This window comes from Halobacillus sp. A5, from assembly GCF_024189315.1.
GTDB lineage: Bacteria > Bacillota > Bacilli > Bacillales > Halobacillaceae > Halobacillus_A.
The window spans coordinates 628,580-653,883 of sequence record NZ_JAIZEO010000002.1 but is presented as its reverse complement, the minus strand read 5'-3'; the positions used below and the strand labels follow the sequence as shown (position 1 = coordinate 653,883).

Annotated in this window: 27 protein-coding genes; 13 read left to right on the top strand and 14 right to left on the bottom strand. The window is 43.1% G+C overall.

The annotated features are described in order from the left end of the window. Nucleotides 1-3 precede the first annotated feature (3 nt). A complete protein-coding gene (locus LF822_RS11340; protein ID WP_253924136.1) occupies nucleotides 4-2,055 on the top strand; it encodes a transglycosylase domain-containing protein in 2,052 nt (683 codons plus the stop codon). A 276-nt stretch (nucleotides 2,056-2,331) separates the two neighbouring features. Here LF822_RS11340 and LF822_RS11335 read toward each other — a convergent pair whose 3' ends face one another. Further along, nucleotides 2,332-2,667: a YolD-like family protein gene (locus LF822_RS11335; protein WP_253924135.1), complete on the bottom strand. Its 336-nt coding sequence runs from the start codon at nucleotides 2,665-2,667 to the stop codon at nucleotides 2,332-2,334. Nucleotides 2,668-2,965: 298 nt separating this feature from the next. Beyond that, complete coding sequence (locus LF822_RS11330; protein ID WP_253924134.1) at nucleotides 2,966-3,511, bottom strand: YwhD family protein; 546 nt, start codon at nucleotides 3,509-3,511, stop codon at nucleotides 2,966-2,968. Between the two features lie 186 nt (nucleotides 3,512-3,697). On the opposite strand from LF822_RS11330, the gene LF822_RS11325 reads away from it, so the two are divergent. After that, complete coding sequence (locus tag LF822_RS11325; protein ID WP_253924133.1) at nucleotides 3,698-3,880, top strand: 2-hydroxymuconate tautomerase; 183 nt, start codon at nucleotides 3,698-3,700, stop codon at nucleotides 3,878-3,880. A gap of 45 nt (nucleotides 3,881-3,925) precedes the next feature. Here the strand turns inward: LF822_RS11325 and LF822_RS11320 are convergent, their stop codons facing one another. From LF822_RS11320 to LF822_RS11305, 4 genes are all read right to left on the bottom strand, one after another. Beyond that, nucleotides 3,926-4,111, bottom strand: coding sequence for a VOC family protein (locus LF822_RS11320; protein ID WP_253924132.1), 186 nt, complete (start codon nucleotides 4,109-4,111; stop codon nucleotides 3,926-3,928). A gap of 112 nt (nucleotides 4,112-4,223) precedes the next feature. Further along, entirely contained in the window at nucleotides 4,224-6,203 is a 1,980-nt protein-coding gene (locus LF822_RS11315; RefSeq protein WP_253924131.1) for an ABC transporter permease subunit, read from the bottom strand. An 85-nt stretch (nucleotides 6,204-6,288) separates the two neighbouring features. After that, the gene (locus LF822_RS11310) at nucleotides 6,289-6,789 is read right to left on the bottom strand and encodes a YwgA family protein (protein ID WP_253924130.1); all 501 of its coding nucleotides are present in this window, start codon (nucleotides 6,787-6,789) and stop codon (nucleotides 6,289-6,291) included. A 14-nt stretch (nucleotides 6,790-6,803) separates the two neighbouring features. Further along, a complete protein-coding gene (locus tag LF822_RS11305; protein WP_253924129.1) occupies nucleotides 6,804-8,099 on the bottom strand; it encodes an HD domain-containing protein in 1,296 nt (431 codons plus the stop codon). 385 nt (nucleotides 8,100-8,484) lie between these two features. Here LF822_RS11305 and lipL point away from each other — a divergent pair, with 385 nt between their 5' ends. Then, a complete protein-coding gene (gene lipL / locus LF822_RS11300; RefSeq protein WP_483867088.1) occupies nucleotides 8,485-9,324 on the top strand; it encodes an octanoyl-[GcvH]:protein N-octanoyltransferase in 840 nt (279 codons plus the stop codon). Nucleotides 9,325-9,347: 23 nt separating this feature from the next. Here the strand turns inward: lipL and LF822_RS11295 are convergent, their stop codons facing one another. The 3 genes from LF822_RS11295 to pta all read right to left on the bottom strand — a co-directional run bounded on the left by LF822_RS11295 (nucleotide 9,348) and on the right by pta (nucleotide 11,396). Then, nucleotides 9,348-9,749 carry a DUF3021 domain-containing protein gene (locus LF822_RS11295; protein ID WP_253924127.1) on the bottom strand — a complete coding sequence of 134 codons (402 nt, stop codon included), beginning with the start codon at nucleotides 9,747-9,749 and terminating at the stop codon, nucleotides 9,348-9,350. After that, entirely contained in the window at nucleotides 9,750-10,199 is a 450-nt protein-coding gene (locus LF822_RS11290) for a LytTR family DNA-binding domain-containing protein (protein WP_253924126.1), read from the bottom strand. 225 nt (nucleotides 10,200-10,424) lie between these two features. Next, complete coding sequence (gene pta, locus LF822_RS11285) at nucleotides 10,425-11,396, bottom strand: phosphate acetyltransferase (RefSeq protein ID WP_253924125.1); 972 nt, start codon at nucleotides 11,394-11,396, stop codon at nucleotides 10,425-10,427. 229 nt (nucleotides 11,397-11,625) lie between these two features. Here pta and hemQ point away from each other — a divergent pair, with 229 nt between their 5' ends. The 4 genes from hemQ (at nucleotide 11,626) to LF822_RS11265 (ending at nucleotide 13,589) form a co-directional block, all read left to right on the top strand. After that, nucleotides 11,626-12,363 (top strand): hydrogen peroxide-dependent heme synthase, encoded by a 738-nt coding sequence (gene hemQ / locus LF822_RS11280; RefSeq protein ID WP_253924124.1) that lies wholly within the window; start codon nucleotides 11,626-11,628, stop codon nucleotides 12,361-12,363. A 150-nt stretch (nucleotides 12,364-12,513) separates the two neighbouring features. Continuing rightward, entirely contained in the window at nucleotides 12,514-12,702 is a 189-nt protein-coding gene (locus LF822_RS22825; protein ID WP_256521851.1) for a hypothetical protein, read from the top strand. Nucleotides 12,703-12,743: 41 nt separating this feature from the next. Further along, nucleotides 12,744-13,307, top strand: coding sequence for a spore coat protein GerQ (gene gerQ / locus LF822_RS11270; RefSeq protein ID WP_253924269.1), 564 nt, complete (start codon nucleotides 12,744-12,746; stop codon nucleotides 13,305-13,307). A gap of 33 nt (nucleotides 13,308-13,340) precedes the next feature. Beyond that, the gene (locus tag LF822_RS11265; protein WP_253924123.1) at nucleotides 13,341-13,589 is read left to right on the top strand and encodes a hypothetical protein; all 249 of its coding nucleotides are present in this window, start codon (nucleotides 13,341-13,343) and stop codon (nucleotides 13,587-13,589) included. On the opposite strand, the gene LF822_RS11260 is transcribed toward LF822_RS11265, so the two are convergent. From LF822_RS11260 to LF822_RS11250, 3 genes are all read right to left on the bottom strand, one after another. Beyond that, nucleotides 13,586-13,954 (bottom strand): DUF423 domain-containing protein, encoded by a 369-nt coding sequence (locus tag LF822_RS11260; RefSeq protein ID WP_253924268.1) that lies wholly within the window; start codon nucleotides 13,952-13,954, stop codon nucleotides 13,586-13,588. The genes LF822_RS11265 and LF822_RS11260 overlap by 4 nt on opposite strands. A gap of 13 nt (nucleotides 13,955-13,967) precedes the next feature. Next, on the bottom strand, nucleotides 13,968-14,276 hold the full coding sequence (locus LF822_RS11255) for a YwdI family protein (RefSeq protein WP_253924122.1): 309 nt from the start codon (nucleotides 14,274-14,276) through the stop codon (nucleotides 13,968-13,970). Between the two features lie 227 nt (nucleotides 14,277-14,503). Continuing rightward, nucleotides 14,504-15,841, bottom strand: a complete 1,338-nt coding sequence (locus LF822_RS11250) for a sodium-dependent transporter (RefSeq protein ID WP_253924121.1) — start codon at nucleotides 15,839-15,841, stop codon at nucleotides 14,504-14,506. A gap of 377 nt (nucleotides 15,842-16,218) precedes the next feature. Here LF822_RS11250 and LF822_RS11245 point away from each other — a divergent pair, with 377 nt between their 5' ends. Together LF822_RS11245 and LF822_RS11240 are read left to right on the top strand one after the other, a co-directional pair. Then, nucleotides 16,219-16,974, top strand: coding sequence for a YwaF family protein (locus LF822_RS11245; RefSeq protein ID WP_253924120.1), 756 nt, complete (start codon nucleotides 16,219-16,221; stop codon nucleotides 16,972-16,974). Then, the gene (locus LF822_RS11240) at nucleotides 16,946-18,181 is read left to right on the top strand and encodes a GNAT family N-acetyltransferase (protein ID WP_253924119.1); all 1,236 of its coding nucleotides are present in this window, start codon (nucleotides 16,946-16,948) and stop codon (nucleotides 18,179-18,181) included. The genes LF822_RS11245 and LF822_RS11240 overlap by 29 nt, the downstream gene beginning before the upstream one ends. An 89-nt stretch (nucleotides 18,182-18,270) precedes the next feature. On the opposite strand, the gene LF822_RS11235 is transcribed toward LF822_RS11240, so the two are convergent. Beyond that, nucleotides 18,271-18,570: a phasin family protein gene (locus LF822_RS11235; RefSeq protein WP_253924118.1), complete on the bottom strand. Its 300-nt coding sequence runs from the start codon at nucleotides 18,568-18,570 to the stop codon at nucleotides 18,271-18,273. Nucleotides 18,571-18,586: 16 nt separating this feature from the next. Then, a complete protein-coding gene (locus tag LF822_RS11230) occupies nucleotides 18,587-20,233 on the bottom strand; it encodes an ABC1 kinase family protein (protein ID WP_253924117.1) in 1,647 nt (548 codons plus the stop codon). A 186-nt stretch (nucleotides 20,234-20,419) separates the two neighbouring features. Between LF822_RS11230 and LF822_RS11225 the strand changes: the two genes are divergently transcribed. From LF822_RS11225 to LF822_RS11210, 4 genes are all read left to right on the top strand, one after another. Further along, nucleotides 20,420-20,686 carry a hypothetical protein gene (locus LF822_RS11225; RefSeq protein WP_253924116.1) on the top strand — a complete coding sequence of 89 codons (267 nt, stop codon included), beginning with the start codon at nucleotides 20,420-20,422 and terminating at the stop codon, nucleotides 20,684-20,686. Between the two features lie 362 nt (nucleotides 20,687-21,048). Then, nucleotides 21,049-23,241 carry a M6 family metallopeptidase gene (locus LF822_RS11220; RefSeq protein ID WP_253924115.1) on the top strand — a complete coding sequence of 731 codons (2,193 nt, stop codon included), beginning with the start codon at nucleotides 21,049-21,051 and terminating at the stop codon, nucleotides 23,239-23,241. A gap of 97 nt (nucleotides 23,242-23,338) precedes the next feature. Next, entirely contained in the window at nucleotides 23,339-24,232 is an 894-nt protein-coding gene (locus LF822_RS11215) for a GNAT family N-acetyltransferase (protein ID WP_253924114.1), read from the top strand. A gap of 115 nt (nucleotides 24,233-24,347) precedes the next feature. Continuing rightward, nucleotides 24,348-25,226: a fructosamine kinase family protein gene (locus LF822_RS11210; RefSeq protein WP_253924113.1), complete on the top strand. Its 879-nt coding sequence runs from the start codon at nucleotides 24,348-24,350 to the stop codon at nucleotides 25,224-25,226. Nucleotides 25,227-25,304: the final 78 nt, after the last annotated feature.

Below are 25,304 nucleotides of genomic sequence, written 5' to 3'. Positions count from 1 at the left end.
AGAATGCTATTATTTATACGTTTATCATGGAAGTGGGTGCGACGCGGCTTTAAAGCTTTTTTCACTTTAGGGTTACTGGGGATTATTGGTGTGCTTGGTCTTATGGCTTATGCGATTGTACTCGGTCCTCCCTCCCTCTCGACTCCGCACAACACGACATACTATTTAGCGGACGGCGAGGTTATGGAAGGGTATGATGTAGGGGCCAGCCGTAAGTGGATCAGTCTTGAGGAGATACCTGAAGAGGTCATTGATGCCACCCTCGCGATTGAGGATCACCGCTTTTACAATCATTATGGCTTTGACTTTAAAAGAATTGCTTCAGCTGCGTTAACCGATTTAAAGACGATGGAAATGGCAGAGGGGGCAAGCACGATTACACAGCAGTTTGCGAGGAACCTTTATTTATCGCATGAAAAAACGTGGACACGGAAACTGAAGGAAGCCTTTTATGCCATTCGTCTTGAAATCTTCTACGACAAGGATGAGATTCTCGAAGGCTACCTCAATACGATTTACTATGGCCACGGAGCTTACGGGGTTGAATCTGCCAGTCAATATTTTTTCAACAAAAAGGCTGGCGATTTATCATTGGCGGAGGCTACGATGCTCGCCGGAGTTCCTAAGGGGCCAACTTATTACTCCCCTCTCGCAGACGAGGAGAATGCTGAGTTAAGACAGGAGCGCATTTTGAATCGGATGAACGACCTTGAGTTTATTACGAGTTCCGAGAAAAATGAAGCAGTCACAGCTTCGCTCGATTATTATGATCACTCAGCTGAGGAAGCGAAAGCCGTCGGTCCTTATTTTCAGGATGAAGTCGTGCGCGAAGCGGCAAGGCTTCTGGACGTTGAAGTAGAAGCCGTTGAATCGGGCGGATTCCATATTTATACGACGTTAAATCCGGTCCATCAAAAAGAGCTTGAAGCTGCGCTTGACGAAGAGTTTGACAGTGCCTCTGAAATCGAGACCGCTGCGGTCGTAATGGACAGTGAATCGGGTGCTGTAACGGCGATGGCCGGTGGACGCGATTACAGTGGAAGTTCGTTTAACCGCGCGACTCAAGCGAAGCGAATGGTCGGCAGTACGATTAAACCGTTCCTATATTATGCAGCATTAAAAGAAGGCTACTCTCCGTTAACGATGCAGGAAAGTAAGCCGACCAGCTTCGAATTAGAGAATGGAGAAGTTTATTCACCGAGCAACTACAACAATTATTATGCCGATGACGAAATAACAATGGCACAGGCACTTGCCCTCTCAGACAATATCTATGCGGTTCAAACCAACCTGGAGATCGGACCGAAGAAGATGGCAGAAACGTTACGTGATTTCGGAATTAAGGAAGACCTGCCGGCTGTTCCTTCGCTGGCACTGGGCACTCCATCCATATCACTTTACGATATGGTGAATGGTTATTCCAAGTTAACCAGTGGTTCGCCTGAAGCAGAGAAGCATACGATTACAAAAATTACGGATCACCGTGAAAACGTTTTGTATGAAGTAGATGAGGAGACCCCAGGTGAAAAGCTTAAGATAGATCAACAAGCTGCTTTTTCTGTCACTCATATGATGACGGGGATTTTCGATTCCTCCTTAAACGGATACACAAGTGTCACAGGCTCTAGCATTGCAGATCAGCTGTCCCGGACCTACGGCGGTAAATCAGGTACGACAGATTCAGACAGCTGGATGATCGGCTTCAGCCCTGATTACGTAATGGGTGTATGGAGCGGCTATGACGATAACCGCAGCATGACTCAGCCAAGAGATCAGCAGTATTCCAAAGAGCTGTGGGCGAATACGATGGAAAAGATTCATGACGATGTACCCGCTTCAGCTTTTAAACCGCCACGCGGATTAAGGGGCGTCTACATTAACCCTGAATCCGGCAAACTCTCCGGCCCCGCTTGTCCTGAAGAGCGGCTCGTCTATGTGAAGAAAAAAGACGTCCCGAGAGAAACATGCGAAGAAGAAGACTCCGACATAGAAAAAATCGAAGAAGAACTCGAAAATGACCCATGGTACAAAAGCATCGTGGACTGGTTCCAATGAAGTTGATGTACCGGGTACACTCTTTCTACCTTTGTGTACCCGGTACACAGAGAAAAAAGAAAATAAGAATTTAAAACTGAGATATAAAAGATAAAAAGAAAAAATGATAAATAAATAAAAAAACAAAGAAAACGACCGGCATTTGACCGGTCGCTTTCTTTGTCCTAGCATACATGTATATCCCATGTATTAATAAATATATTACTCTCTTTGAGCATTAGTCAAGATTCGCGGCATCAAAAGTTTTTGAACGTTTTGTGAACGATTGATAAACGCTTACACAATCGTAATGTCGGTAATCTCTTCAAGCGAAAATAACACCATATCTTTCTCGTCCACATCCCATGCTTTTATTTTGCGTTCCCTCTTATTCACGCTTTCAATTTTCAGCCGCCTCGTTTCATAATCGAAACTATTATGGAACTTAAGGTCCACAGTCAATTGGTCATGCACCGCTCTTTGCAGCACAAAATCAATCTCTGCTGCCTTTTGTTCATCCAATATCCCTTTTTCTACCCGTTCATCCTCCTTCCACACCTTTTTTATCATTTCTACGTGCTCCGGCAGCATCAGCGAGGTCCATTTAATCGTGCCTCGATCACGATGATCCATAAGTAATCCCCCTTACAAACGAACGTTTGTTCTTATAATAGCACATACGTTCCTATTTTACACCTGGTATTTTACGGAATCCATTCCTGTCCTCCTCAAAAAGGTCCCCCTCCTGAGGAAAGGAGAGGGACCTTTTTTATTTATAGAATAAATTGTCTTGAAGAGTCACATCCGGCTCCAGCGCCCAGACAATCGCTTCATAAGCAGTCCACCCGGAAGCGAAGGTCACCTTCCTCCAGACGTTTTACTTATACGTTTCGTGTCTTCCAGGCCGCTTGCGCCTTCTTGCTTAATAATGTTATTGGACACCAAGGCTGTCTTTTAATTCCTGTGCTGTATTTTCCCACAGTTCTGGTTTAAATTCGCGCAAATATTCACCTAGAATGTGCTTCGACTTTTCATCCATATGATCGACAACGAATCGTCCTTTTAACGATTTATCCATATGATTCACATGCTCCGGCAGCAGCTTGTAACCACGTCTGATCTCACGGTCCACCACTACCTCACTTCCGGCCACACCATGATAGCACGGCTTCCCTTCTTGATGATCCACTGTCACCCACGTGATCCAGTAAAGCTTTCCGTTCGGAACTTCTGAACGATCGGTGAGGAAGCGGATCCGTTTCTCTACGGCGCTTCTTGCATGAAGAGCTCCCATATCGACAAAAGCTTCGCCTTCATTAGGATCGACAATCACAGGGGTCATATTTTCAAGGCTGATCGACCCTACACCATAGCCGCCGTGACCATCGGTTGAGTCATCCTTTAGAATCGTAAACTGATTTTTCTTCTTATCGCTGCCTTCTTGCTTATTATTTTTAAATTGGTCAAATTCCTTCATTGTACCGTTGATCCTCCTTTAATGCTGACTGTTGCTCTTATTTTAACATACGCCTCCCCATGATTTCAGAATACAGAACTCCCAAAAAAATAATCTTTTTAAATAAAAAGGAAGGAATTCGAGATATTATAACGAATAGAGTTAAAGAAGAGATTTATTTATAGGATTAAAGGGGAGAACGTTATTATGCCGATCGTAACAGTCCAAATGCTGGAAGGGCGTACTGATGAAGAGAAAAAGGCGTTAGTTGAAAGTGTGACTAATTCCGTTATAGAAACCATAGGCGCCCGTAAAGAAGCAGTGACGGTAGTGATTGAAGAAATGAAAAAACAACACTACGGGGTCGGTGGAAAACGCCTCAGTGATTAAGGTAGGAGCTCTCAAGCGAATAGGCTTGAGAGCTTTTTCATGTATTCAGGCCAGTACGAACCCCAATTCATTGCCGTCTGTATCAACAATCGTAAACTTACGGCTGCCATACTCAGGATCAAACAGCTCTTCCACTACTGTGACCCTGTGCTTCTGTAAACGCACCCACAGCGACTCAACATCCTCTACGTAAAAATTAAAACACCCGGGGGTAGAAGCGGCACCTTCCATTAAACCGAATACTGCCAGTCCGCTGCCCTTTCTAAATTCCCGACGTTAATTCTTACGTGCTCCAGTCTGGTTATCATCCTTCCCCTCCTTAATCAAGCGTTTGTTTAACCCTCTAATTCACTTTTTTCAAAAACGTAAACTGTTTCTCCTCAGGATTCCTTCTTTCATGCTGTGACTGCGCTTCTCTCCTCCGTTTCCACCGAGTCAGCCATGTATTATACTCTATAGGCACGCCTACCCGCCGCTGCTGTACATCCTTCATTCCCTGGATCATCAGCTGCATAGCTAAAATGAGTACCATAAAGCCTATCAGTGCCGGCATAATGTACCACCACCTGCCGGTCATGAGGGCATCCTTAGAAGCTCCTATCATTCCCGACCATTCATACGTCGTCGACATGGGCGGGTCGTTGGTCATCGGATCGTAGGTAACCTTCGTGCCCCCGAAATAAAGATCAAACACACCAAGATGAATAAAGATTAGCAGAGTTTGAATAAACTGCTGGCCGAAAATGATCCCTGTCCTTGCACTTAGATGAGGCATAAGATGGCGCCATAGCAGATGAATCGAACTTCCCCCGAGCACTTTTGTACTTAAGACAAATTCTTCTTTCATAATCAGCTTCATTTCATTTCCAAACAGGCTCATTAACAGTGGCACTGCAAGCAAAGTAAGAATAAAGCCCTGATAAACGATCCGCTCGGTTTCCGTTGTGGCAAACCCACCTTCAGGCATCCATAAAACAGGATACAACAGCAAATATGCGATAATCGTCATCGGCAGAAAGTGCATACTGTCGATTGTTTTATCCAGAAACCGCTGAAGCTTTGGCGGAAAGAAGAAAGCATACGGAACCGCCAGAACAAAACCAAGCAGGACACGAAGCAACGCAATAGCCACCGCAAAGAGAACCGTATATTTAGCACCCGTCATCAACTGATCAAAAATACTGAACCCCAGTTCATCAGTTCCGAGGAAAACAAATTCAGGGGAATGAGGCGCCGCACTTTCCAGTACACCGTCCTCATCGTAAATTTGAAAGTACTGCTCAACTAATGGATCAGTGGTTACTGTGTATATAATGCTCACAGCTGTTACCGTAAATAAAATAAAAAACCCGATTAAAAATTTCACATTTTTAAAATGAGCTTCTGCCTCTCCAAGCACACGTCTCAGCCAGCCGTGCTTAATGGTAAAAGACCGTGAACCAATAAAGCTGTTCATCTTTATATTTGTTTCTTCTGCTACTTTGGTCTCTTTAAAAATAAACAGTTCTGTTCCCTGATAAAACACATAAAACGGTGTGAACAGCATAAATAAAATCATGACCGTCACCATCGGGCTGTAGCCATTAAGCAATGCATTTGTCACTCCATTTATATTGAATATGTATTCGATCATCAATAAGCTTGATAACGCACCCCACAGCACAATCTTTGAATGATAGAAGATGCTCTTCACAATATTTCTCAGCACGTGGACATTTAAAATAAACAGCCGCCACATCCCTTTACTCCTCGCCATATCCACATAAGACTTTGTCATTTCCTCATTCAGCTGAACAAGCACTACTTTATACAAAGTAATCATCGGCAGAACAGCCAGGGTGAGCATCGGAAGCAGGTAGATTCTTTCTCCTCCCACCGCAATGAAATCCATAAGCAGCAGATCCGACTGCTTGTAAAACCAGACAATAAACAGTTGAATACAGAAGGCAAGCAGCAGATCGGGCACTGATTCAAGCAGGTTCAGTAAACGGGAAACAATCCCCCTCAATACCCCCGGAAGGAAAAATGTTCCCATAGCCAGTACAAATGCCATGACTGCGGCGCCCGTCATCGCTCCTATGAAAATAGTCATGGAATACGAATACGGTTCCCACAGAAACTCAAACAATGGCTGTGGAGTTTCATTATGAACGTATACCCAATCTGATGGGGTCGTCAGCGTACTGATTAAGCCCCCAGCTTCTTCTATGTAGCTTCCGACACTGAAATAAGCACCCTCGCTGAACAAGGCGGGCGCTGCACTAATTAATACGATCCCGCACAATCCAAGTATGTAATACAGCAGAAACTTATAGACTTTCATCCAGCTGCTCCCCCATTTTTTTATTTTTCTGAAAATCATTGATAAAAAAAAGATATACCGTCACACAGTATACCTTCTCTACATCTTAATGAATCTGACGGATATTTTCAATAAATTTCCAACCCTCTTCTATATCCTCATCTGTATAGTTCTGCTTACTTTTTACTGAAAATACTTTTTCCGAAATTTCATCTTTAGGTAGATGCTCGAAGAAAAGCATCGTTGAAACAAGTTCCAGGAATCGAGAGCTCTTATCATTCATTGCGTCAATACGCCTGTTGAGCGGCGGCAGCTCAGTATGATAATGCTTCATAAATTCTTTACCTGACTCTGTCACTTCATATCGGTATTGATAATAGTTCTTCATTTCTTCCTTCGTTTCACGAATAAACCCGAGATTACACATTTCTTCAATGCGAAGGGTTAACTCTTCAGAATATGGTCCGTAAAAATGAAATTGATAGCGCTCCTCAAATGGGATCTCACATTTTTTTAAAATATAGATCATTTTCTGCAATCTTTTTCTTCCTATAATTGCGTCAGAGCTTGAGAAGAACTGCATCAGCCTGGCATGGTTCTCCAACATAGCGTCCCCACTCCTTATCCATACAAAATTTCCATAATACGCTTCTTCGTTTTGCTGCGATTCGACATTCCTTCAAGTAGGTCCTGAGGCACATACAGTTTATGATCTGTCCGTTTCTTACCCGAAATCGACTCGACAATCTCCGATAACCGCGACAATTCCTTCAGCTCCTGATTTGGCTGGAGAAGATGAATGGGCAGACGCTCTCCTTCTTCTCCCGGCCGGTAAAAGTCATACGGCAGATCCGAGCTTGAGTCCACAACTAAATAATAGTCCGGATGGATGCCCGCCTTTTGAAAAAGCTTGTACAGCTCCATCCACTCCGCCATCTGAAGGTTCGGATTAAATTCAATATATTTAAACAAACGACGATTAACAAAGCGGTCACATAAATCGGATAAAATCTCATCCTCTTCCTGTATCCACATTTGGAAGTAATACAGCGTAATCGACTCATCCAGCCCTAAATATTCACTCAGAGTGGGCTCTCCTTTGAAGAAGGAAAGGAAATGGGTCGGCTCCAGTTTAAACCGGTATCCCTCATCATAAAGCTCTTTCGCCCGATGCAGTATTTTGGATAATATCACTTCCGCACTGCGTGTCACGGGGTGAAAATACACCTGCCAGTACATCTGGTAACGACTCATTATGTAATCCTCGACGGCATGCATTCCGCTTTCTTTCACCACGACTTGATCCTCCATTGGACGCATGACACGCAGAATACGTTCCATGTCAAAATGCCCGTAGCTGACCCCTGTAAAGTAGGCGTCACGCTGCAGATAATCCATGCGGTCCGCGTCAATCTGACTGGAAATCAAGCTGACGACGAGCTTGTTCTGATACGTTTTATTAATGACATCGGCTACCTGCTTCGGAAAATTTTTATCCACTTTCGTAAGAACTTCATTTACTTTGGTGTCACCAAGTAAAATCGCCTGCGTAAAATCTTCATGATCGAGCTTGAACACTTTTTCAAACGAATGCGAAAAAGGGCCGTGCCCCAAATCGTGCAGCAGCGCGGCTGCCAGACAAAGGAGGCGTTCCTTCTCGTCCCAATTCGGCCGATCCTTAAAATTCGAAGTAATCCGCCGCACAATTTCATAAACTCCCAGCGAGTGGTTAAACCGGCTGTGCTCCGCTCCGTGGAACGTCAAATAACACGTCCCCAGCTGACGGATACGGCGGAGACGCTGAAACTCAGGTGTTCCAATTAAATCCCATATTACCTGATCCCGCACATGAATATAACGATGAACGGGATCTTTAAATACCTTTTCTTCACTTAACTGCTCATCACGATAAGCCATCAGACGATCCTTCCCTCACGACATTTTCCCCTATTATATACCTTTGATACCACGTACACAAAGACAAAATTTCAGCACTTCGTTTTTCGTTTCAGCTTCGCGATATTAATAGCAATAGGTACCAGGTACACAATAACTATATATGGTTCATTGATGGAGATGTGTGCTTTTCTATGTATCAACGCTTCGTTTTGAGTCTCAGCTTTGCAAGGATGACAGCACCTGGGGTACCAGGTACACAATAACTATATATGGTTCATTGATGGAGATGTGTATTTGTGTACCTGGTACCCTTATGCTCTCTCCCCGTTCTATTTTCTGTACCATTACCGCTGTCCACTTTTTCTGTTATAATTATTCTGCTATGAAAAAGGAGAAAAGTTGTATGCTGAATCAATTATTACATCCACCAATATATCGGTTTATTGACCAAAGCAATATGGGGCCGACATTTTCGGCACTTCAATCTTTCGCGATCGATGACGCCCTGGCGACTTCTGTCGGCGACCACAAATCCCCGACCACGGCCCGCCTCTGGGTGCATCACGATACGATCGTTCTCGGCATTCCGGACGCCCGTCTCCCCTATATTTCAGAAGCGATCGATTATTTAAAGGAAGAAGGCTATCAGGTCGTTGTCCGCAACTCAGGTGGCCTTGCCGTTGTGCTCGATGAAGGGGTGCTGAACCTGTCACTCATTTTTCCAGACGCCAAAAATGTGAATATACATGACGGCTATGACGCAATGGTTGAATTCATCCGGCACCTGTTCGCCGATCTCACTAGCAATATTGAAGCTTATGAAATTACCCAATCCTACTGCCCGGGCACTTATGATTTAAGTATCGGGGGGAAAAAGTTTGCAGGAATATCCCAGCGGCGTGTCAAACGCGGGTCAGCGGTTCAGATTTATTTAGACGTTACCGGAAGCGGAGCCGAACGTGCCGCACTGCTCAGGAACTTTTACAAGGTCGGTCTTAACGGTGTACCCACCCGTTTCCAATACCCGGATATCGACCCTTCAGTGATGGCGTCGCTCAACGAACTACTCGGTGCAGACCTTACTGTAGAAGACGTCCGCAGCCGGATTCTTTATCAACTAAATGACTGGTCTGAGCGGATTACAGCGAATTCATTGGAGGGTGAAGAAATTGAGACGTTCACAAAGCGGTTTGAACAGATGATTATCCGCAATAATAAAGCACTGGAGCAGATTCATGACTAAGCTCCAGTGCTTTTTCACACGATTTAATTTACGGTTTTGTTTAGATCAGCTGTCATTCTCTTTAAATAAAGTCTGATAGAAAACCAAAATACAAAGTAGATACTCAGAAAGATTAATGTGCTGACCAGCAGCGCCTGCCCTGTAAACGGCACCCATCCCATAAACCCTGCAATCGTATAAAAAACGGCGAGTGATAAAGTCAGGTGAGTAATTGTTTGTTTTAATAAACTCCATGAATCTATCTCATAAAACAAAGAAGCGAGACTAAAATAAACCCCCAGGATCATACTCCCTAACATGTTTAACCAAATTTCGGATACGTCGGTCTCTACATTGTTAACGACAAGTATGGTTATTGCAATGAATGTAACGACCCCCGCGAAAGCCAACCCAGTGAAGATTCTCGGCATAATTTGAAACTTCATTTATGATCCTCCTCCAGTTAATTTCTCCTTCAAACGACGTACATACCTGCGGGAAACATATTCCTTATTCCCTGAAGTAAAGTAAACGCAGAGGTTTCCGTTAAAAGATAATTCAAAACGCTGAATTTGATTAATGTTTCCGATCACAGATTTAGAAAATCTGCTAAAGCTGTCCTCTCCAACAGCCTCTTCAACTTCATAAAGTTTCATCTTAAGCTCTGTTTTACTGGAGCCGCTCACCGCAAAAACCTTTCCCTTTTCAGAATAGACAAATTCAATATCTTCACAAGGAATAAGCACAGACTGATCCCCCTCTACACCAATCAGCCGTTTCCGGTTGGTGCTGTTGATCATTTTAATGAGTTGATCCAGCTCAGTACTCCACTCTTTTGCATGAATTGTGATCGAGGTTTGATCATACTCTTCATTCAAATCAATTTTGACATTCATCGAATTCACCTCGCTTACTTTACTCTAATTCCATTGTAAACAGGATTTTCCTTGTTTTTTGTTCATTTCTTTCAGAGGTACTTTACTTCCAATAAGCGGTCGTTATTAGTAACTGAAATCATATGGTGTTATGTATTCCTTATATTGCTGTCCAGGCGGCCGCTATACAACCTGGAACTCAAAAAAAGCTCAGAGATCTAACATCTCTGAGCCTGCTTATTCCTATTAAAGAGATTGTGCCGCTGTAATAATCGCGAGCTTGTACACGTCATCTGAGTTACAGCCGCGGGACAGATCATTCACCGGCTGATTCAACCCCTGAAGAATTGGGCCAACAGCATCAAAATTTCCTAAACGCTGCGCAATTTTATATCCAATGTTTCCTGCTTCAAGGCTCGGGAAGATAAACGTATTCGCTTCCCCTTTTAATGGAGAATCCGGGGCTTTTTTCTGAGCAACAGATGGTACGAATGCAGCATCGAACTGGAATTCACCGTCGATCACCAGGTCTGCGTTCTGCTGCTTTGCCAGTTCAACTGCTTCATTTACTTTTTCTGTTTCTGGAGACTTTGCCGATCCTTTTGTGGAGAAGCTGAGCATTGCTATTTTCGGGTCAATATCAAAGAGTGCCGCTGTCTCTGCACTGGCTGCTGCAATTTCGGCAAGGTCCTGACTGTCTGGTGAAATGTTGATCGCGCAATCTGCGAACACATACTTCTCTTCATCACGCACCATTACAAATATACCTGACGTCTTCTTAATGCCGGGTTTCGTTTTAATGATTTGCAGCGCCGGACGGACGGTATCAGCTGTAGAGTGAGCTGCTCCGCTTACAAGTCCGTCTGCTTTGTTCATATATACGAGCATCGTACCAAAGTAGTTACCGACTTGAAGAATTTCACGTGCCTGCTCTTCCGTGGCTTTACCTTTACGGCGTTCTACGAAGCTTGCCACCATTTCGTCGAAAGCTTCATAATCAGCAGGGTCAAGAATCTCTGACGTAGAAATATCGACTCCTAATTCATTCGCTTTCTGTATTACTTCATCTTTATTTCCAACTAGTACAGGCTTGACCAAACCTTCTGCACCGAGCTTACTCACTGCTGTTAATATTCTTTCATCCAAAGCTTCAGGGAAGACGACCTTCTTACTTTCGCCGCTCATTTTAGCTTTAAGTGTATCAAATAGGTTACTCATGTTTTAACCCTCCAATTTCATTTCTGTACTATATGATAAGACCTTTTGTGTTCAATGAAAAGCATTTCGAATAGAAAAATTGATTTTAAGCGATTACATAATCACTTTACCCTATTTTATTGTTCACAATACTTTCAAATTAGCTGAAATGATTAATTAGGAGGAATTGTGTTATATTGATAAAGGATGAAATTACTATAACAATTCACATAAAAGGAGCGACCCTATCATGCCAGAAGCAGTAGTAACAATGGACGGATGGTATTGCCTTCATGATTTTCGTACGATCAATTGGACTGCATGGAAACAGGCGGAAGAGGAAGACCGCGAGCAGGCAGTCCATGAATTTCACTCTTTAATTGAAAAATGGGAAACAACGGAGAAGAGCAAGCAGGGGAGTCACGCTCTTTATACGATCGTTGGCCAGAAAGCAGACTTGTTGATGATGATTCTACGCCCGACAATGGAAGAATTGAATGAAATCGAAACGGCATTCAACAAATCCAAGCTGGCTGAATTTACAACGAAATCCTACTCTTATGTATCGGTTGTAGAGCTTTCCAATTACATGGGGAACGCAGATGAGAACGACCCTGAAATCCAGGGCCGATTGAAGCCGATTCTGCCGAAGTGGAATCATATTTGCTTCTATCCGATGGACAAGCGACGTCAAGGCAGCGATAACTGGTACGTTCTTGAAAAAGATGAGCGTGCCAAGCTCATGTATGCTCACGGAATGACAGGTCGTCAATATGCAGGTAAGATTCGCCAGATAATCACAGGATCTATCGGTTTTGATGACTGGGAATGGGGCGTAACCCTATTTGCCCATGATGTCCTCCAGTTTAAGAAGCTTGTTTACGAAATGCGGTTCGATGAAGTAACATCCCGCTACGGCGATTTCGGTTCATTCTATATAGGAAACCTGCTAAAAACAGAAGAAATCTCTCAATTTTTATACGTTTAACCTCATTCTCCGCCGGCCCTCCCGCCGCGGAGATTTCTTTATAACATGGCTCCTTATTTAAAACACCACCCCCTTATAAATTTTATTCATATCTTAGGCAGGCTCTTTCATATAGTTTTAGAGAGTTCGTTTATGAAGTGAGATGACAGCGTGGATGTCGTTCCATACAACGAGCAAGAAATCAGGCTGCTGTCCCGATTAATGCGAGCTGAAGCAGAAGGGGATGGTAAGCAGGCGATTCTGATGGCTGGAAACACGGGGGCAACCCGTTGGTCAGCCGAACGTCGGACGTTTAAATTTTATGCGCCTGACCAATCTGAGTGTCCTACTGTTTATTAAAATAAGAAGGAGTGGTTCTTTTGGCTAAAAAGTACCAAGGGATGCAGGGAATGCAAGGGATGGGCCCGGGGGTGCCTTACTATCCTGGTAATCCGTACATGTATCAGTATGCGATGGCCGGAGCGGCTGGTAATAACGGATATTACAGCACAAACGGCAGCAATGGTAACAATGGGAATAATAACGGAATGAATGGTATGAACGGGATGCAGGTTCCTTATATGTCAAATGGAAATAATAACAACGGGAACAATGGGAATAACGGAAATAACAATAATAATAATGGGAATGCGAACGGTAATGGGAATATGCAGGGGATGCTTCCTGAAGAAGAGTCCTACATTGAGAACATCCTGCGCTTAAATCGAGGCAAAGAAGCTACGATTTACATGACGTTTGAAAATAATGAAGAGTGGAATGCCAAGGTATTTAAAGGAATTATTGAAGCCGCCGGACGCGACCATATTATTATAAGTGATCCCCAAACCGATAAACGTTATATTCTGCTTATGGTTTACCTGGATTATATTACGTTTGACGAAGAGATCAATTACAGCTATCCGTATAACGGAAGTAACGGCATGTCCAATTATTCCCCTCGTTAACCATCGTTTATTTTCCCTGAAAGGGGTGATCGGATGAGACATCCCTATGAACCGCTGGTACGCTTACAGGTTGCTTCTCTTTGTATTGCTGTTTTGCTTGCGATTATTGCTATATTCCATCTTGATAATCAGTGGCTCATTCTGTTAATGTTTTACGTTTTAGCGATCAGCCTGCTTGTAGAAAGTTTGGTGGAATATAAAAAGCAGCAGCTGGCTTCTTGTATCAGTCAGTTGCTGCGTGCCGTCATTATTCTTCTCTTTTCAACCGTCCTCTTTTTTTAAAAGCCCTTGATAACCGCATACCCCAGCAAAATCCAGCCTACAAGAAAAGATAGACCGCCAAACGGGGTAATCATAGCAAACATTTTGATAGAAGATACAGCATAAATATATAAGCTTCCGGAAAAAAGTAAAATTCCAATAAAGAAAAACCATCCGGCTCCAGACATGATTCCTGTCTGGAGTTTGCTCATTAATAAACCAGTGATGAACAAGGCCATCGTATGAAACATTTGGTAGTTAACCGCCTTTTCCCACTGACCTAAGCTCTTTTCAGAAACCTTCCCTTCAAGCCCGTGAGCTCCAAATGCACCCAGCGCTACAGCAAGAAATCCATTGACCGCCCCTAAAATTAAAAATAGTTTCAACATCCTTCACTCCTTAAAAATCAAAAATGGACTTGCCATTAGCATCATCATGGCCTTCTGTTTGTGATGCTGGTTTTTGGACAGGCTTCTCACTGCCCATCATCTTTCTAATTTCTTCTACTGTGGGCTCCTGGACAGAGCTGGATTCAGATTTGGTATAAGAGGAGACTGAAGATTCGCTTCCTTCATCAAGTACAAGATCAGCGAGCAGCTTCACCGCTCTTACGTGTTCACGTACACGGTGCTCATCCCCATGGTTTAACATGGCTTCCTGTATTTCACCCGACATCTTTTTAAGTATTGTTTGGTTTGAGATTGCCATTTAATATGACTCCTTTTACTGCTTAATTAACATATCGAACCTATCATAACACGGTTAACAAATCACCGGCTATTCTCCAGGTGAAAAGTGATACTGAGTTTCTTTTTCCCGTCATAAAATAGTCACTAATTCCGGCAGATGCCTTTATGTGAAAGCTATATTGAAAAAGGCTGCCGGGAAAGCCCCGACAGCCCATAGACGCCTCAATAGGAGGCTGATCTTCTTCATTAAATGATGCCTAAAGCATTTAAAAATATGAGAATAATTAAGATAGGAGCAACGAATTTAACAATAACGTACCAAATTTGCCCTATAATCGACCCTGTGAAGTCTGTTGCTTCTAAAGCCTGCTCCTTCTTAAAGTACCAGCCCGCAAAGAGAGCCATTGTCAGTCCGCCAAGCGGCAGCAGAATATTAGACGCTACATAATCCATTGAGTCGAGGATATCATTATCTCCAATCGGTGTTACTCCGGACCAAATGCCGAATCCAAGGGAAACGAAGATGCCCAGAGCAAACATGATCGCGCCCATTAGTATACTCGAAAAGCGGCGTGACCAGTTAAACGCCCTCATAAAGTAAGCAGTTGGCACTTCCAGAATCGACACAGAGGACGAAAGAGCTGCCAGCACAAGAGCAAAGAAAAATACAAGACCGACAATCCCCCCAAATGGCAGTTGTTCAAATATAGTTGGAAGCGTAATAAAGACGAGCGGCGGTCCTGAAGACGGGTCGATGCCAAATGCAAATACTGCAGGGAAGACAACAATTCCTGAAATAATGGCAAACAACGAGTCTGTCAATCCTATCCCTAATGTTGCTCCAGGAAGCTTATGCTCTTTCGAAAGGTAGCTTCCATACGTCAGCATAGCCCCCATTCCTAAACTGAGAGAGAAGAAAGCCTGCCCTAACGCAGCAATATAAATCGAAGGATCACTGAAGGCTGACCAGTCAGGAGCAAATAAGAACCTTACCCCTTCCATAGCTCCATCCAATGAAACACTGTAAAACGCAAGAAAAATTAATATAATAGCAAGTACCGGCATAAATATTTTATTAGCCGCTTCGATCCCTTTCTTAACTCCACTGACAACGATAAAAATCGTTAACGCCATAAATAACGCTACCCAGAACAACGGCTGCCATGAATTCGAAATAAAAGCACCAAACGCACCTTCATACCCGGCTGCAGGCTGAGTAGCAAAGTTCCCTGTAATATAGTTGGCAAAGTAATAAATCGACCATCCTGCAACTACACTGTAAAAACCTAAAATTAAAAATGCACTTAATACACCAAAGAAACCAGTTAAAAACCATGGGGTCCCCGGGGCCAGTTCTTTGTAAGAGCCTACGACGTCGCTTTGAGCCTTTCGTCCAATACTGACCTCTGTCAGCAGCAGCGGAACAGCAATTAAAATAACGAATAAGAGGTATAATATTAAAAAAGCGCCTCCCCCGTTGTTCCCTGCTACAAAAGAGAAACGCCATATGTTACCTAAACCGACGGCAGAACCCATTGCAGCGAGCATGAAGCCAAGCTTCGTTCCCCACTTTTCTCTAGCCATACCAGTTCATCTCCCTTCCATCTCATTTCAAATATTTTTCAGCATACCATACTTTTTACGCAGAGAATATATACAATCTGATATTTCATTATATTTACAGATTACGACGTTTTTCATGCATAGAACCGTCATGTTTCAACGATTTGCGCTCATATTGAAGACAATTTGTGCCTGTCGTCCGCAGCACGGTGCCAGAAGGCATTTCTCTCCCCTTAAACCCATAGGCTCTGCAGCCTCTCGGAAAATGGGGGTTCCACTTCGTATAAAAATGGCGGCACGTAAAACAATTGACCTTGACCATACTCCCACCTCTTTCCAGCGAACAATATGGTAGAATCATAGCACAGGTACGATCGTACCACTAGGGGGATTTAACAATGACGGCATGGTTTGCAAGTGAAAGTAATCATCCCTTTGTAATGTTTAGCTTTAGCCACATCACTATGCTGATTCTATTTGGTCTAGGTTTAGTGCTTCTCTTTATTTATAAGAGTGAGCTGATGAAAGGGAGAGCCTCACATACAATAGTAAGATGGACACTGCTTTCTGCCCTGCTCCTTTCTGAATTAAGTTATCAGTTATGGGCTTTATCTCATAATCTTTTTACTACATTTGAACACCTTCCGCTTCACTTATGCGGAATCGCATCGATTACTGGAATCTTTGCACTCCTTACGTACAATAAAAAATTAATACAAATTAACTTCTTCATTGCGATTGTTCCTTCGGTCATTGCGTTAATTACTCCAGAAATTCCTCACGGCTATGAGCATTTCCGTTTTTGGAAATTCTTTATTCATCATATGGCTATTCCATGGACAGGTCTATTCCTTATTCTATCTACACGTACAACCGTCCACTTTAAAGTGATGTGTGAAACTTATTGTTACCTTGTGGTTTACGCTTTAGCTGTCGGTTTGTTTAATCAAGCGTTTCAAACCAATTACTTGTTTCTCTCCCAGCCTCCATCGTCGTTTCCAGCTTTAGCGCTTCTTTCGGCAGGACTCGGCTATCAGATTAATTTAGCGCTTCTTGCTTTTGGTGTTTTTTATCTATTCCTTGTATTCTATAAGGTGATCCATACGAGAAAAAGGAGCGATGGCAATGGAATTCAAGGAAATGAAAGAGTTTAAACCTTTTACAGAGATGCTGAGCCGCTGTTATCCCATGATGGAACTGACTACAGCTGAAGACAAAGAGGAAGCGGCGAAGCACCGTGAACGAACGTCCCAATATGAAACCGTTACGCCGATGGGAGTCTACGAGGAAGGAACGTTAAAGGCAGGGTATATTCACTATATGTTCCCAATGAATGTCTATGGCCAGACAATGCCTTCTACAGGAGTGGGGACGCTGGCTGTGGATCTGCCATACAAAAAACAGGGACTGGCTAAGCAGATGATTTCCTATGCAATTGAAAAATCAAGAAATGAAGGCTTCCCTCTGATACAACTGTACCCTTTCCGCCCGGACTTTTACCGGAAAATGGGGTTCGGATTTGGGCCGCAGTTGAATGTATTCCGGTTTTCTCCTTATCAGGCGCCGTCGTTTACTGATGCCGCGCCTGTCGTCTCTTTAGGAAAAGAGGACGTCGAAGAAATCAAACGCTGCTACCACGATTGGGCTGAAGATACCCACGGTGCCTGTGATAAACAAGATTATGAATTCAGTCATATTGCGATGGACTATACGCATACGATTGGCTGCCGGATTGACGGCAAACTTCAAGGATATGCTGTCTACGAAATGAAGCATCATCACGATTTCACTCACGACTTAAAAGTAATCGACTGGTTCACGAATTCAAATGAAGCGTTTCAAGCTATCATTAATTTTCTTCATCTGCAAAAGGATCAAGTGAGCACGATTATCTTCCCTACTTTTGATGACGATTTCGCATTTATGCTGAACGATCCCCGCCACGACGCGAATCGGTTAATTCATAGAATTTATCATCAAACCCATGAGCGGGGTACAGGCTTAATGTACCGCATCATAGATGTACCGCTGTTCATGGAATATATTCGTGACCATTCTTTCCGGCCTCAGACAAATGCGGCCATTAATTTCGATATCACGGATTCACTCTTAAAGAAAAAAGAAATTTTCTCCTATCAATTTAAAAATGGCCGTCCCGAGTACTCGGACACACCGTTATCACACGGAGTGACATTGGCTTTATCCATTGATGATCTCTCGTCCTTACTTATGGGCGCTGTATCACTTAAAAAATTGCTCTCATACAACAAGGCGTCCGCAAGCGGAAATGAAGAAGAATTGAAAAAAGCTGTTCATTTATTTAATGAGCCTGAGAAGCCTGTCAGCTGGACATTTTTCTAAAGTTCAGAACTAGTGTTATAAGGCTTTGAAGATGAACAGACTCAGATCTAAAGGAGGGCCCTTTTCCAAGTTAGAAAGGACCCTTCTTTTTATTCATCCATTTTGTTTTGATTTTCTAATCGAGTCAGCCTCGCTTCAAGCAATTCATATTCTTCGCGGGTGACGAAGCCAAGCTCTTTCACGTGCTCCTGCATACGTGCCTGCGCCTGCTCATTCCATTCACTGTTCTTCTCTTCCCCTTTAGCCACCCAGGAGTTCATCATTTCCCTGGCTTCCTTTGGTGACACTTCTCCCTTACTCACCATCTCGTTTAATACTTTTTCAAATTTCTCTTTGCCGCTGATGGCCGCTCCTAATCCTAAATAAAACCCTTTTCTCAATAAACTCATTCTAACTCCTCCTTACTTATTGTCTGATATTTTTGATCATACGAAAATGTTTAATTCCTGTAACGAACAGACCGAGAAAACCGAGAGAAACCGCGATCCACGCTAAAACCAAGAACTGTGAGCCACCTGTATTAATAATATACAGGAGCCCGCCAGTCCCCCCAATCAGCAGCAGGAAAGAGATCCATGAATAGAAAAGGTAAAATTGATGAAATAAACGCTGCTGATGATTTTCTGTTTTCCATTCCCTTTCTTTGTCGCCATCCTCTAAATATTCAATTAAAGCGCGCGGGAGAGACATAAGCGGTTTCGCTGTATCCTTTGCAATATCTTTATATAAGGAAAAACTGGAGCTCTCGCCTGTCATCCATTTCTTGATCACCGGCCTTCCCCATTCCACTAAGTCCACCTGGGGGTAAACCGAAGTGAGTACTCCTACAATAATCGAAGTAGCTCTCCCGAGAAAAGCATAATCCGCAGGCAGCTGAATCGGCTGTTCTTTTATAAAATCCTGCAGGTCTTCTAAGATGTCATTCATTAAATGGGCGTCCAGTTTATCAATCTCTCCATCTAAATACATGTCAGTTGTCTGCTTTATCATCTTCTTCACTTTTTCCGTGTCGGCATTGGATAGAAGGAAGTCCATTTCCCAAAGGGCATCAATGACACGGTCATAGTCATCTAAAATGAAGCCCTGTACCATCATCCGAATGGAGTTGGCATCGCGCTGTTTCACTTCACCTACCATGCCAAAATCAATCACCACAACGGTCCCATCCGGTTTCAGCATCAAATTTCCCGGATGAGGATCTGAATGAAACATCCCTGCGAACAGAAACTGCTCTACACAAAGATCAAATAATACCTTGGCTATGTGCTCACGGTTAATCTGGTGACGGTGAATAAACGCCAAATCGGTAATTTTGGCTCCTTCAATCCATTCCATTACAAGGACACGCCTGGTTGATAAATCACTATAGTAATCAGGAATATAAACATCTTTAAAGTCTTTGAATCTTTTTTTAAAATGACTGCCGTTTGAAAGCTCCATTGTGAAATCAAGTTCATTGGTAATCACGGCAACAACCTCACGGTAAAGCGCGGGAAGATCAGCTTTTTTTCCATACTTCGTAAAGGTAGACAGTATAAAAAATACAATCCGCAGCGCTTTAAAGTCCATCTGGAAGATATCTCTTACGCGGTAGCGCTGCACTTTGACAGCCACAGGTGTTCCATCGTGAAGCTCCGCCTTAAACACTTCTCCAATGGAAGCTGAAGCAACCGGATTCTCATCTATATGGCGGAAATGCTCTTCAATCGGTCCTCCCCAGTCCTCTTCAATAGTCTGCCTTGAGAATTTAAAAGGCACAGGCTCTACCCTGTCGACCAGTCCTTCCAGTTCGCGGATAAACGATTGAGGCAGTAAATCTCCGCGGGAGCTGAGAAACTGGCCGAATTTAATTAAGAGACCACCGAGACGGATGGCATTGCGCCTGTACTCTTCCGCCTGTTTCATGAGCATGCGTTCCCATTTCTGCTTCGTTTCCTTATCCCAAATCCGATTCGTATGTTTAAACCAGAAAATCTGAAGCAGGAACTTTATAGACATCCAGACAATAACTGAAATTCGATAAATCGATATGTATTTAAAACGATCATGCATTGCACGTCTCTCCAATCTTTTCAACCCATTAACCATTACCCTGCCGATATTGTTGTTAATCTGGAATTGCTAAAGAAAATTCCTGAGTCGGGAACGGTTACGCTGACACATACTGTCCCCCGCCCACGTATACTACTTTAACTGCGCGATCTGTTTCTTAGAACCAGAGACAAGGAGGCTTTCGTTATGCGAAAAAAACAAAATCGAAACAAGGATGATCTTTTTGCTGATAAAAGCCTTGAATTTATTGCCGCCATTCTCATCTTATGCGGCCAGCTCTCCGTGGACCGCGTCCTCATTTCACGTGATGGAGAAGTTGAATTAAGAATGATCGGGGAGTTCCGCAGTCCCAAAAACCCTCAAGTGGATGAGCTGCAACGCTTTTTAAAGAACAATGGAGACATGAGTATTGATCACGTCATTGAAGCCTTTAAACAAAAGTTAAATGACTGAAGGAGGAAAATCTATGAACGAAAATACTTTTGACGGAGAAGCTATTGCTTTTTTCATCATTCTGTTTGTTCTGCTTGCCCTTGGATTATTCGGCCGGTCGACGTATGACGATTAATGACTGACCCTTTACGGTACTAATGTTTCACCCTGAACCGTCATCATATTGTGATAAAAGATGTAAACCACCACATATAGTCAATTATGTCTATATTATAAGACTAAAGTTCGACAAACTTATTTACCGTTTGACTTAAAAATCCTTCCAATTTACTATTCAAAATATTTTGAATATTTCATGGTTACCCCTTATAATGGAAATTGCGGGTCACGAAATAAATTCCACATAGGAGGTATTCATGCACATGAAAAAGAAATTGACTGCTTTGCTATCAGTCAGTGCACTTACCCTGTCGCTGTTCTCCCCTGCTGCAGCCTCGGACGTCAGTGCAAGTTCAACAGACAAAAACTGGAACACGAAACGTTACGGCGATCGTATTGATATTGACGGTCAACTCCAGAAGGAATCTGAGCAGGAAGGTTTCGAGCAGAGAGCTAACCAAAAGATTAAAGAAAACGGAGAGAGCGCCAACCTGGATGCGGAATCATCTTCCGGAGAAGAAAACAATACAGCAAGTTCTACATACAGTGAAGGGGAAACAAAACAATTTCTCGATCGTGATTTAACATTTAAAGAATTTACGCTTCGCAGTGTCGGTGAGCATGCTGAAGTGTGGGTCGCAAATGACTTATCGTTTGGGGAAGGAGATCCCCGCCCTGCCCATGAGATCACCCAGGAGCAAGTGGAAAAAATGACGGAAGAATTCGACAGTAATATGTACCCTGTGGCTACTGAATTCTTTGGTACGCCTGATGAATTGGATGGAAGTAATGCTACTCTGCCAGAATTGGTTGGTCTGCCTGAAGGCTACTATGAAGGTGACGGCGACAAAGTAATGATTATGGTCGATAATGTCAAAGATGAAAACTACGATGACCCGGAATACCCGTTTTTCGTTGCCGGTTTCTTCTGGCAGACGTTAGAAAACTATACAGACCGAAACATGATTACGATCGATTCAAGAGATTGGGACACTCGACTTGAGAGCACATTCTTCGGAACAACGATCCATGAGCTGCAGCACTTAATCCATGCTGACAATGACGGCGATGAAACGAGCTGGTTAAATGAAGGGATGTCTACCTTCTCTGAATTCTTAGGCGGCTATGGGATGGACAGCGGTTCGATCAACTTCCTGCTTGACCACCCGGAAAACTCCCTTACCAGCTGGGACGAGCATTACGATGCAGAAACTGGGCCTGAAACAATCGCTGACTATGGATTAGTACAGCTGTTCACTCTATATAACTATGAAAGATTTGGACAAGAGTTCATCCGTTATGTAGCTAAGAGTGAGTTGAACAGTATTGAAAGCTATGAGCAGGCTTTTGAAGAGTTCGGAATCGATGCATCTTTTAACGAAGTCTATCAGGACTTTACGTCTGCTTTAGTGTTGGATGATAACAAATACAAAGGCGGATTATACGGCTTCGAAAACATCGATCTCCGCGACCTACCTGTAGGTGATGAAGGTGATACCCGCGGCATGACCGTAGACTTTGAAAAGGCAAAAGACTATCAAAAAGATGGTGTTCCAGCCTGGGGTACAGACTTTAAAGAGTTCAACATTGAACCAGGACAAAAAGTAGAAGACTTCACCTTTAACGGCATTGACTTCATGCCCATTCAATGGGAAACAACGGACGACCCTCTAGGAAGCGGAGAACAAGTACTGTTTGGCGGTGACGGAGATGAAGTCGATAACAAACTAATCGTTGAAGCAGATCTTACCGGCTTAAGCGAAGCAACATTAAATTTCGACCACTACGCTGACATTGAAGAGCAATGGGATTTCGGAGTAGTACAGGTTTCTACCGATAATGGAGAATCATGGACTTCTTTAGAGAACGAGAACACCCGCTCTGACGTTGTCGAGGAAGGCTACCCTAAGATCAAAGAAAATGTACCTGGATTCACAGGAACATTTGATGGGTACGAAAATGAAACATTCGATCTATCTGAATACGCCGGTGAAGAGGTGCTCGTCTCTTTCCGCTACTTAACTGATTGGGGAACAACTAATGAGGGATGGTTTATTGATAATATTACGATCCCTGAAGCTGACATTGCTCTTAATGGCAACAGCAGTATTGAGGAAGATTTTGTCAACGAAAATGAGTTAAAAGAAAACTATGTCAACTATGGTGTCACTTTCATTAAAGAAAACAAAGGCGGCAAGCATCAGGTGATTGAAGTCGATCCATTTAACGTGACGGAAGAAGACGCTTTAAACATTAAGAAAGCCTTCCGCCCTGGAAAAACGTATATGACCACATACTATGCAGCCCCTCAGGATGAACTAAATCCTGTACCGTTTGAATATGAAATTGAATATAAAGAAAAAGGCCCCAAAAAAGATAAGCCCGGGAAAGGTCATGGAAAAGATAAGCCTGGAAAAGGGAAAGGCCACCCAGGGAAAGGGAAAGGACCTAAATAAGACCTAAAACCAACCAGCCCCCGCACTGGTTGGTTTTTTCTTTACTCCCCTTCCCTATTGTGGCATGCTTTTAACAAAAGGGAGAAAGGTGATTCTTATGCACATACAAGAGCTAGAGGTGAAGCAATTACATACAGTAGCCGAGTGGCTGCACGGGATGAATGAGCAGGATAAACATTACGTAGCCTGGCTGGCTTCCGATCCTAATGAAATTTTCGAGCAGATTTGGACGCTGACTCAATTTCACGAACCACTTGCCTTTGTCGCCTGGGAAGATGAAGAAATTGTAGGCTTCATTGGTATTCTGCCTTTTTTTGAGCAAAAGCTGTGCCGGCTGCTCGGCCCTTATTCACTAAAGAAAGGAACGGAAGTGATTGAAGGGCTGTGGGACAAAGCTTCTTTGACCATTCAACTGCATTTTGACGCCGTTAAGGTCGCCTGCTTTAAAGCAAATAACGATCTCGTGGCTTTTGCCGGTCGTCACCAATTTAACCTTTATAATATAGAAAAAACATTAGCTCTGCATCACTCTCGTTTCTCCCCTTCGACCAAGAAAGAAGAGAGCATCGAAGAAATTCAGGAGCACGAACATAAGGAGCTTGATGAGCTCCATCCTTCAGGCGCTTATTATACAACGAATGAAATGATTGACCTGTCAGAGAAACATACAAATAAACTGTGGGGATATAAATCGGACGGAAGCTTAAAAGGATACCTCTACTTTGAATTGGTAGGTACTGATGAAGGAGAAATATGCTTCGTCAACGTCCACCCTTCCGCAAGAGACAGAGGAATCGGCTCTGCTTTACTTGAACATGCTCTGCAGTATGCTTTTTACGTATATAAAGCAGAAATTGTAACGATTTCTGTCCGCACCAATAACGAACAGGCTGAAAAATTGTATAAAAACATAGGGTTTGCTGAAATCAACACGATTTATGCGTACGAAAAGGAATTTGGCGTGGATCCCAGCAACACTTTATTACACTAAAGAATCAGAGGGGATCGTCTTCTGGTTCTTTTTTATGTGAATTTATACGTTCTTAAGATTACGCTTTATTGAATTAGGGAATGAATCAATCACTCATTTAGTCAGGAGGTTTATTATGAAACAGCAAATTGAACGCGTACTAAATCAAATCGGTGATCATTCAGCTATTCGGGAAATAAAGCCCGTCAGCGGAGGTGACATTAATGATGCGTTTTATACAGCCACGGATGAACGCTCTTATTTTATGAAAGGGAATCGAAACGTTCCTTCTCATTTTTTTAAGGCTGAAGCTGCAGGACTTGAAGCCATTCGGCAAACTCAAACAGTTTCTGTTCCGGAGGTCTATTATTACGATGAACCTGAGCCCGACGAAACAGCATTAATTGCTCTCGAATGGATCGATGGTAATGGAAATGGGCCATCGCAATCATCAGAGAAACTAGGCAGGAATCTTGCCTTAATGCATCAGCATACGGCAAAGAATTATGGGTTTAGTGAAGATACCTTTGTAGGCGAGCTTGACCAGCCCAATGACTGGAAAGACAGCTGGGTCGAGTACTATAGAGATAACCGGCTCTACCGTCAATACAAGTTGGGAATGAGAAACGGGCGTATCAGCGGAAAGAGACAGGATCGTTTAGAAAACTTGTTAAGTCATTTAGAAGACTTTATTCCTATGCACCCAGCCTCTGCTCTGCTTCACGGCGACTTATGGGGTGGAAATTATTTAACGAGCAGCTCTGGTGAGCCCTATTTAATCGATCCTTCAGTATTATTCGGCGACCCACAGTTTGAAATTGCATTTACAGAATTATTCGGAGGATTTGCCTCATCGTTTTACTCGTCTTACCAGCAAGTTACACCTTTAAGCAAGGAGTACGAAGAGGTTAAACCAATTTATCAACTTTTCTACCTGCTGGTCCATTTAAACATCTTCGGGGAAACTTATGGATCAGGCGTTGATCGAATTTTGAAAAAATATATCGGTTCCTAGCAGGAATTTCCCACTATTATATAGAATTGTAAAGGAAACTATATTTTTCTATTGGTTTTTTAGGTCATTCGTATTAAA

Bases quoted from the DNA above. Each gene is read 5' to 3' on its own strand.
- LF822_RS11245 (WP_253924120.1), top strand. From the start codon at position 16,219: ATGACGGCATGGTTTGCAAGTGAAAGTAATCATCCCTTTGTAATGTTT.
- LF822_RS11335 (WP_253924135.1), bottom strand. From the start codon at position 2,667: ATGGATCATCGTGATCGAGGCACGATTAAATGGACCTCGCTGATGCTG.
- LF822_RS11330 (WP_253924134.1), bottom strand. From the start codon at position 3,511: ATGAAGGAATTTGACCAATTTAAAAATAATAAGCAAGAAGGCAGCGAT.
- LF822_RS11320 (WP_253924132.1), bottom strand. From the start codon at position 4,111: ATGGAAGGTGCCGCTTCTACCCCCGGGTGTTTTAATTTTTACGTAGAG.
- lipL (WP_483867088.1), top strand. From the start codon at position 8,485: ATGCTGAATCAATTATTACATCCACCAATATATCGGTTTATTGACCAA.
- LF822_RS11265 (WP_253924123.1), top strand. From the start codon at position 13,341: ATGAGACATCCCTATGAACCGCTGGTACGCTTACAGGTTGCTTCTCTT.
- hemQ (WP_253924124.1), top strand. From the start codon at position 11,626: ATGCCAGAAGCAGTAGTAACAATGGACGGATGGTATTGCCTTCATGAT.
- LF822_RS11310 (WP_253924130.1), bottom strand. From the start codon at position 6,789: ATGTTGGAGAACCATGCCAGGCTGATGCAGTTCTTCTCAAGCTCTGAC.
- LF822_RS11215 (WP_253924114.1), top strand. From the start codon at position 23,339: ATGCACATACAAGAGCTAGAGGTGAAGCAATTACATACAGTAGCCGAG.
- LF822_RS11295 (WP_253924127.1), bottom strand. From the start codon at position 9,749: ATGAAGTTTCAAATTATGCCGAGAATCTTCACTGGGTTGGCTTTCGCG.
- LF822_RS11220 (WP_253924115.1), top strand. From the start codon at position 21,049: ATGAAAAAGAAATTGACTGCTTTGCTATCAGTCAGTGCACTTACCCTG.
- LF822_RS11210 (WP_253924113.1), top strand. From the start codon at position 24,348: ATGAAACAGCAAATTGAACGCGTACTAAATCAAATCGGTGATCATTCA.
- LF822_RS11255 (WP_253924122.1), bottom strand. From the start codon at position 14,276: ATGGCAATCTCAAACCAAACAATACTTAAAAAGATGTCGGGTGAAATA.
- LF822_RS11315 (WP_253924131.1), bottom strand. From the start codon at position 6,203: ATGAAAGTCTATAAGTTTCTGCTGTATTACATACTTGGATTGTGCGGG.
- LF822_RS11225 (WP_253924116.1), top strand. From the start codon at position 20,420: ATGCGAAAAAAACAAAATCGAAACAAGGATGATCTTTTTGCTGATAAA.
- LF822_RS11230 (WP_253924117.1), bottom strand. From the start codon at position 20,233: ATGCATGATCGTTTTAAATACATATCGATTTATCGAATTTCAGTTATT.
- LF822_RS11240 (WP_253924119.1), top strand. From the start codon at position 16,946: ATGGAATTCAAGGAAATGAAAGAGTTTAAACCTTTTACAGAGATGCTG.
- LF822_RS11340 (WP_253924136.1), top strand. From the start codon at position 4: ATGCTATTATTTATACGTTTATCATGGAAGTGGGTGCGACGCGGCTTT.
- pta (WP_253924125.1), bottom strand. From the start codon at position 11,396: ATGAGTAACCTATTTGATACACTTAAAGCTAAAATGAGCGGCGAAAGT.
- LF822_RS11235 (WP_253924118.1), bottom strand. From the start codon at position 18,570: ATGAGTTTATTGAGAAAAGGGTTTTATTTAGGATTAGGAGCGGCCATC.
- LF822_RS11305 (WP_253924129.1), bottom strand. From the start codon at position 8,099: ATGGCTTATCGTGATGAGCAGTTAAGTGAAGAAAAGGTATTTAAAGAT.
- LF822_RS11325 (WP_253924133.1), top strand. From the start codon at position 3,698: ATGCCGATCGTAACAGTCCAAATGCTGGAAGGGCGTACTGATGAAGAG.
- LF822_RS11290 (WP_253924126.1), bottom strand. From the start codon at position 10,199: ATGAATGTCAAAATTGATTTGAATGAAGAGTATGATCAAACCTCGATC.
- LF822_RS11250 (WP_253924121.1), bottom strand. From the start codon at position 15,841: ATGGCTAGAGAAAAGTGGGGAACGAAGCTTGGCTTCATGCTCGCTGCA.
- gerQ (WP_253924269.1), top strand. From the start codon at position 12,744: ATGCAGGGAATGCAAGGGATGGGCCCGGGGGTGCCTTACTATCCTGGT.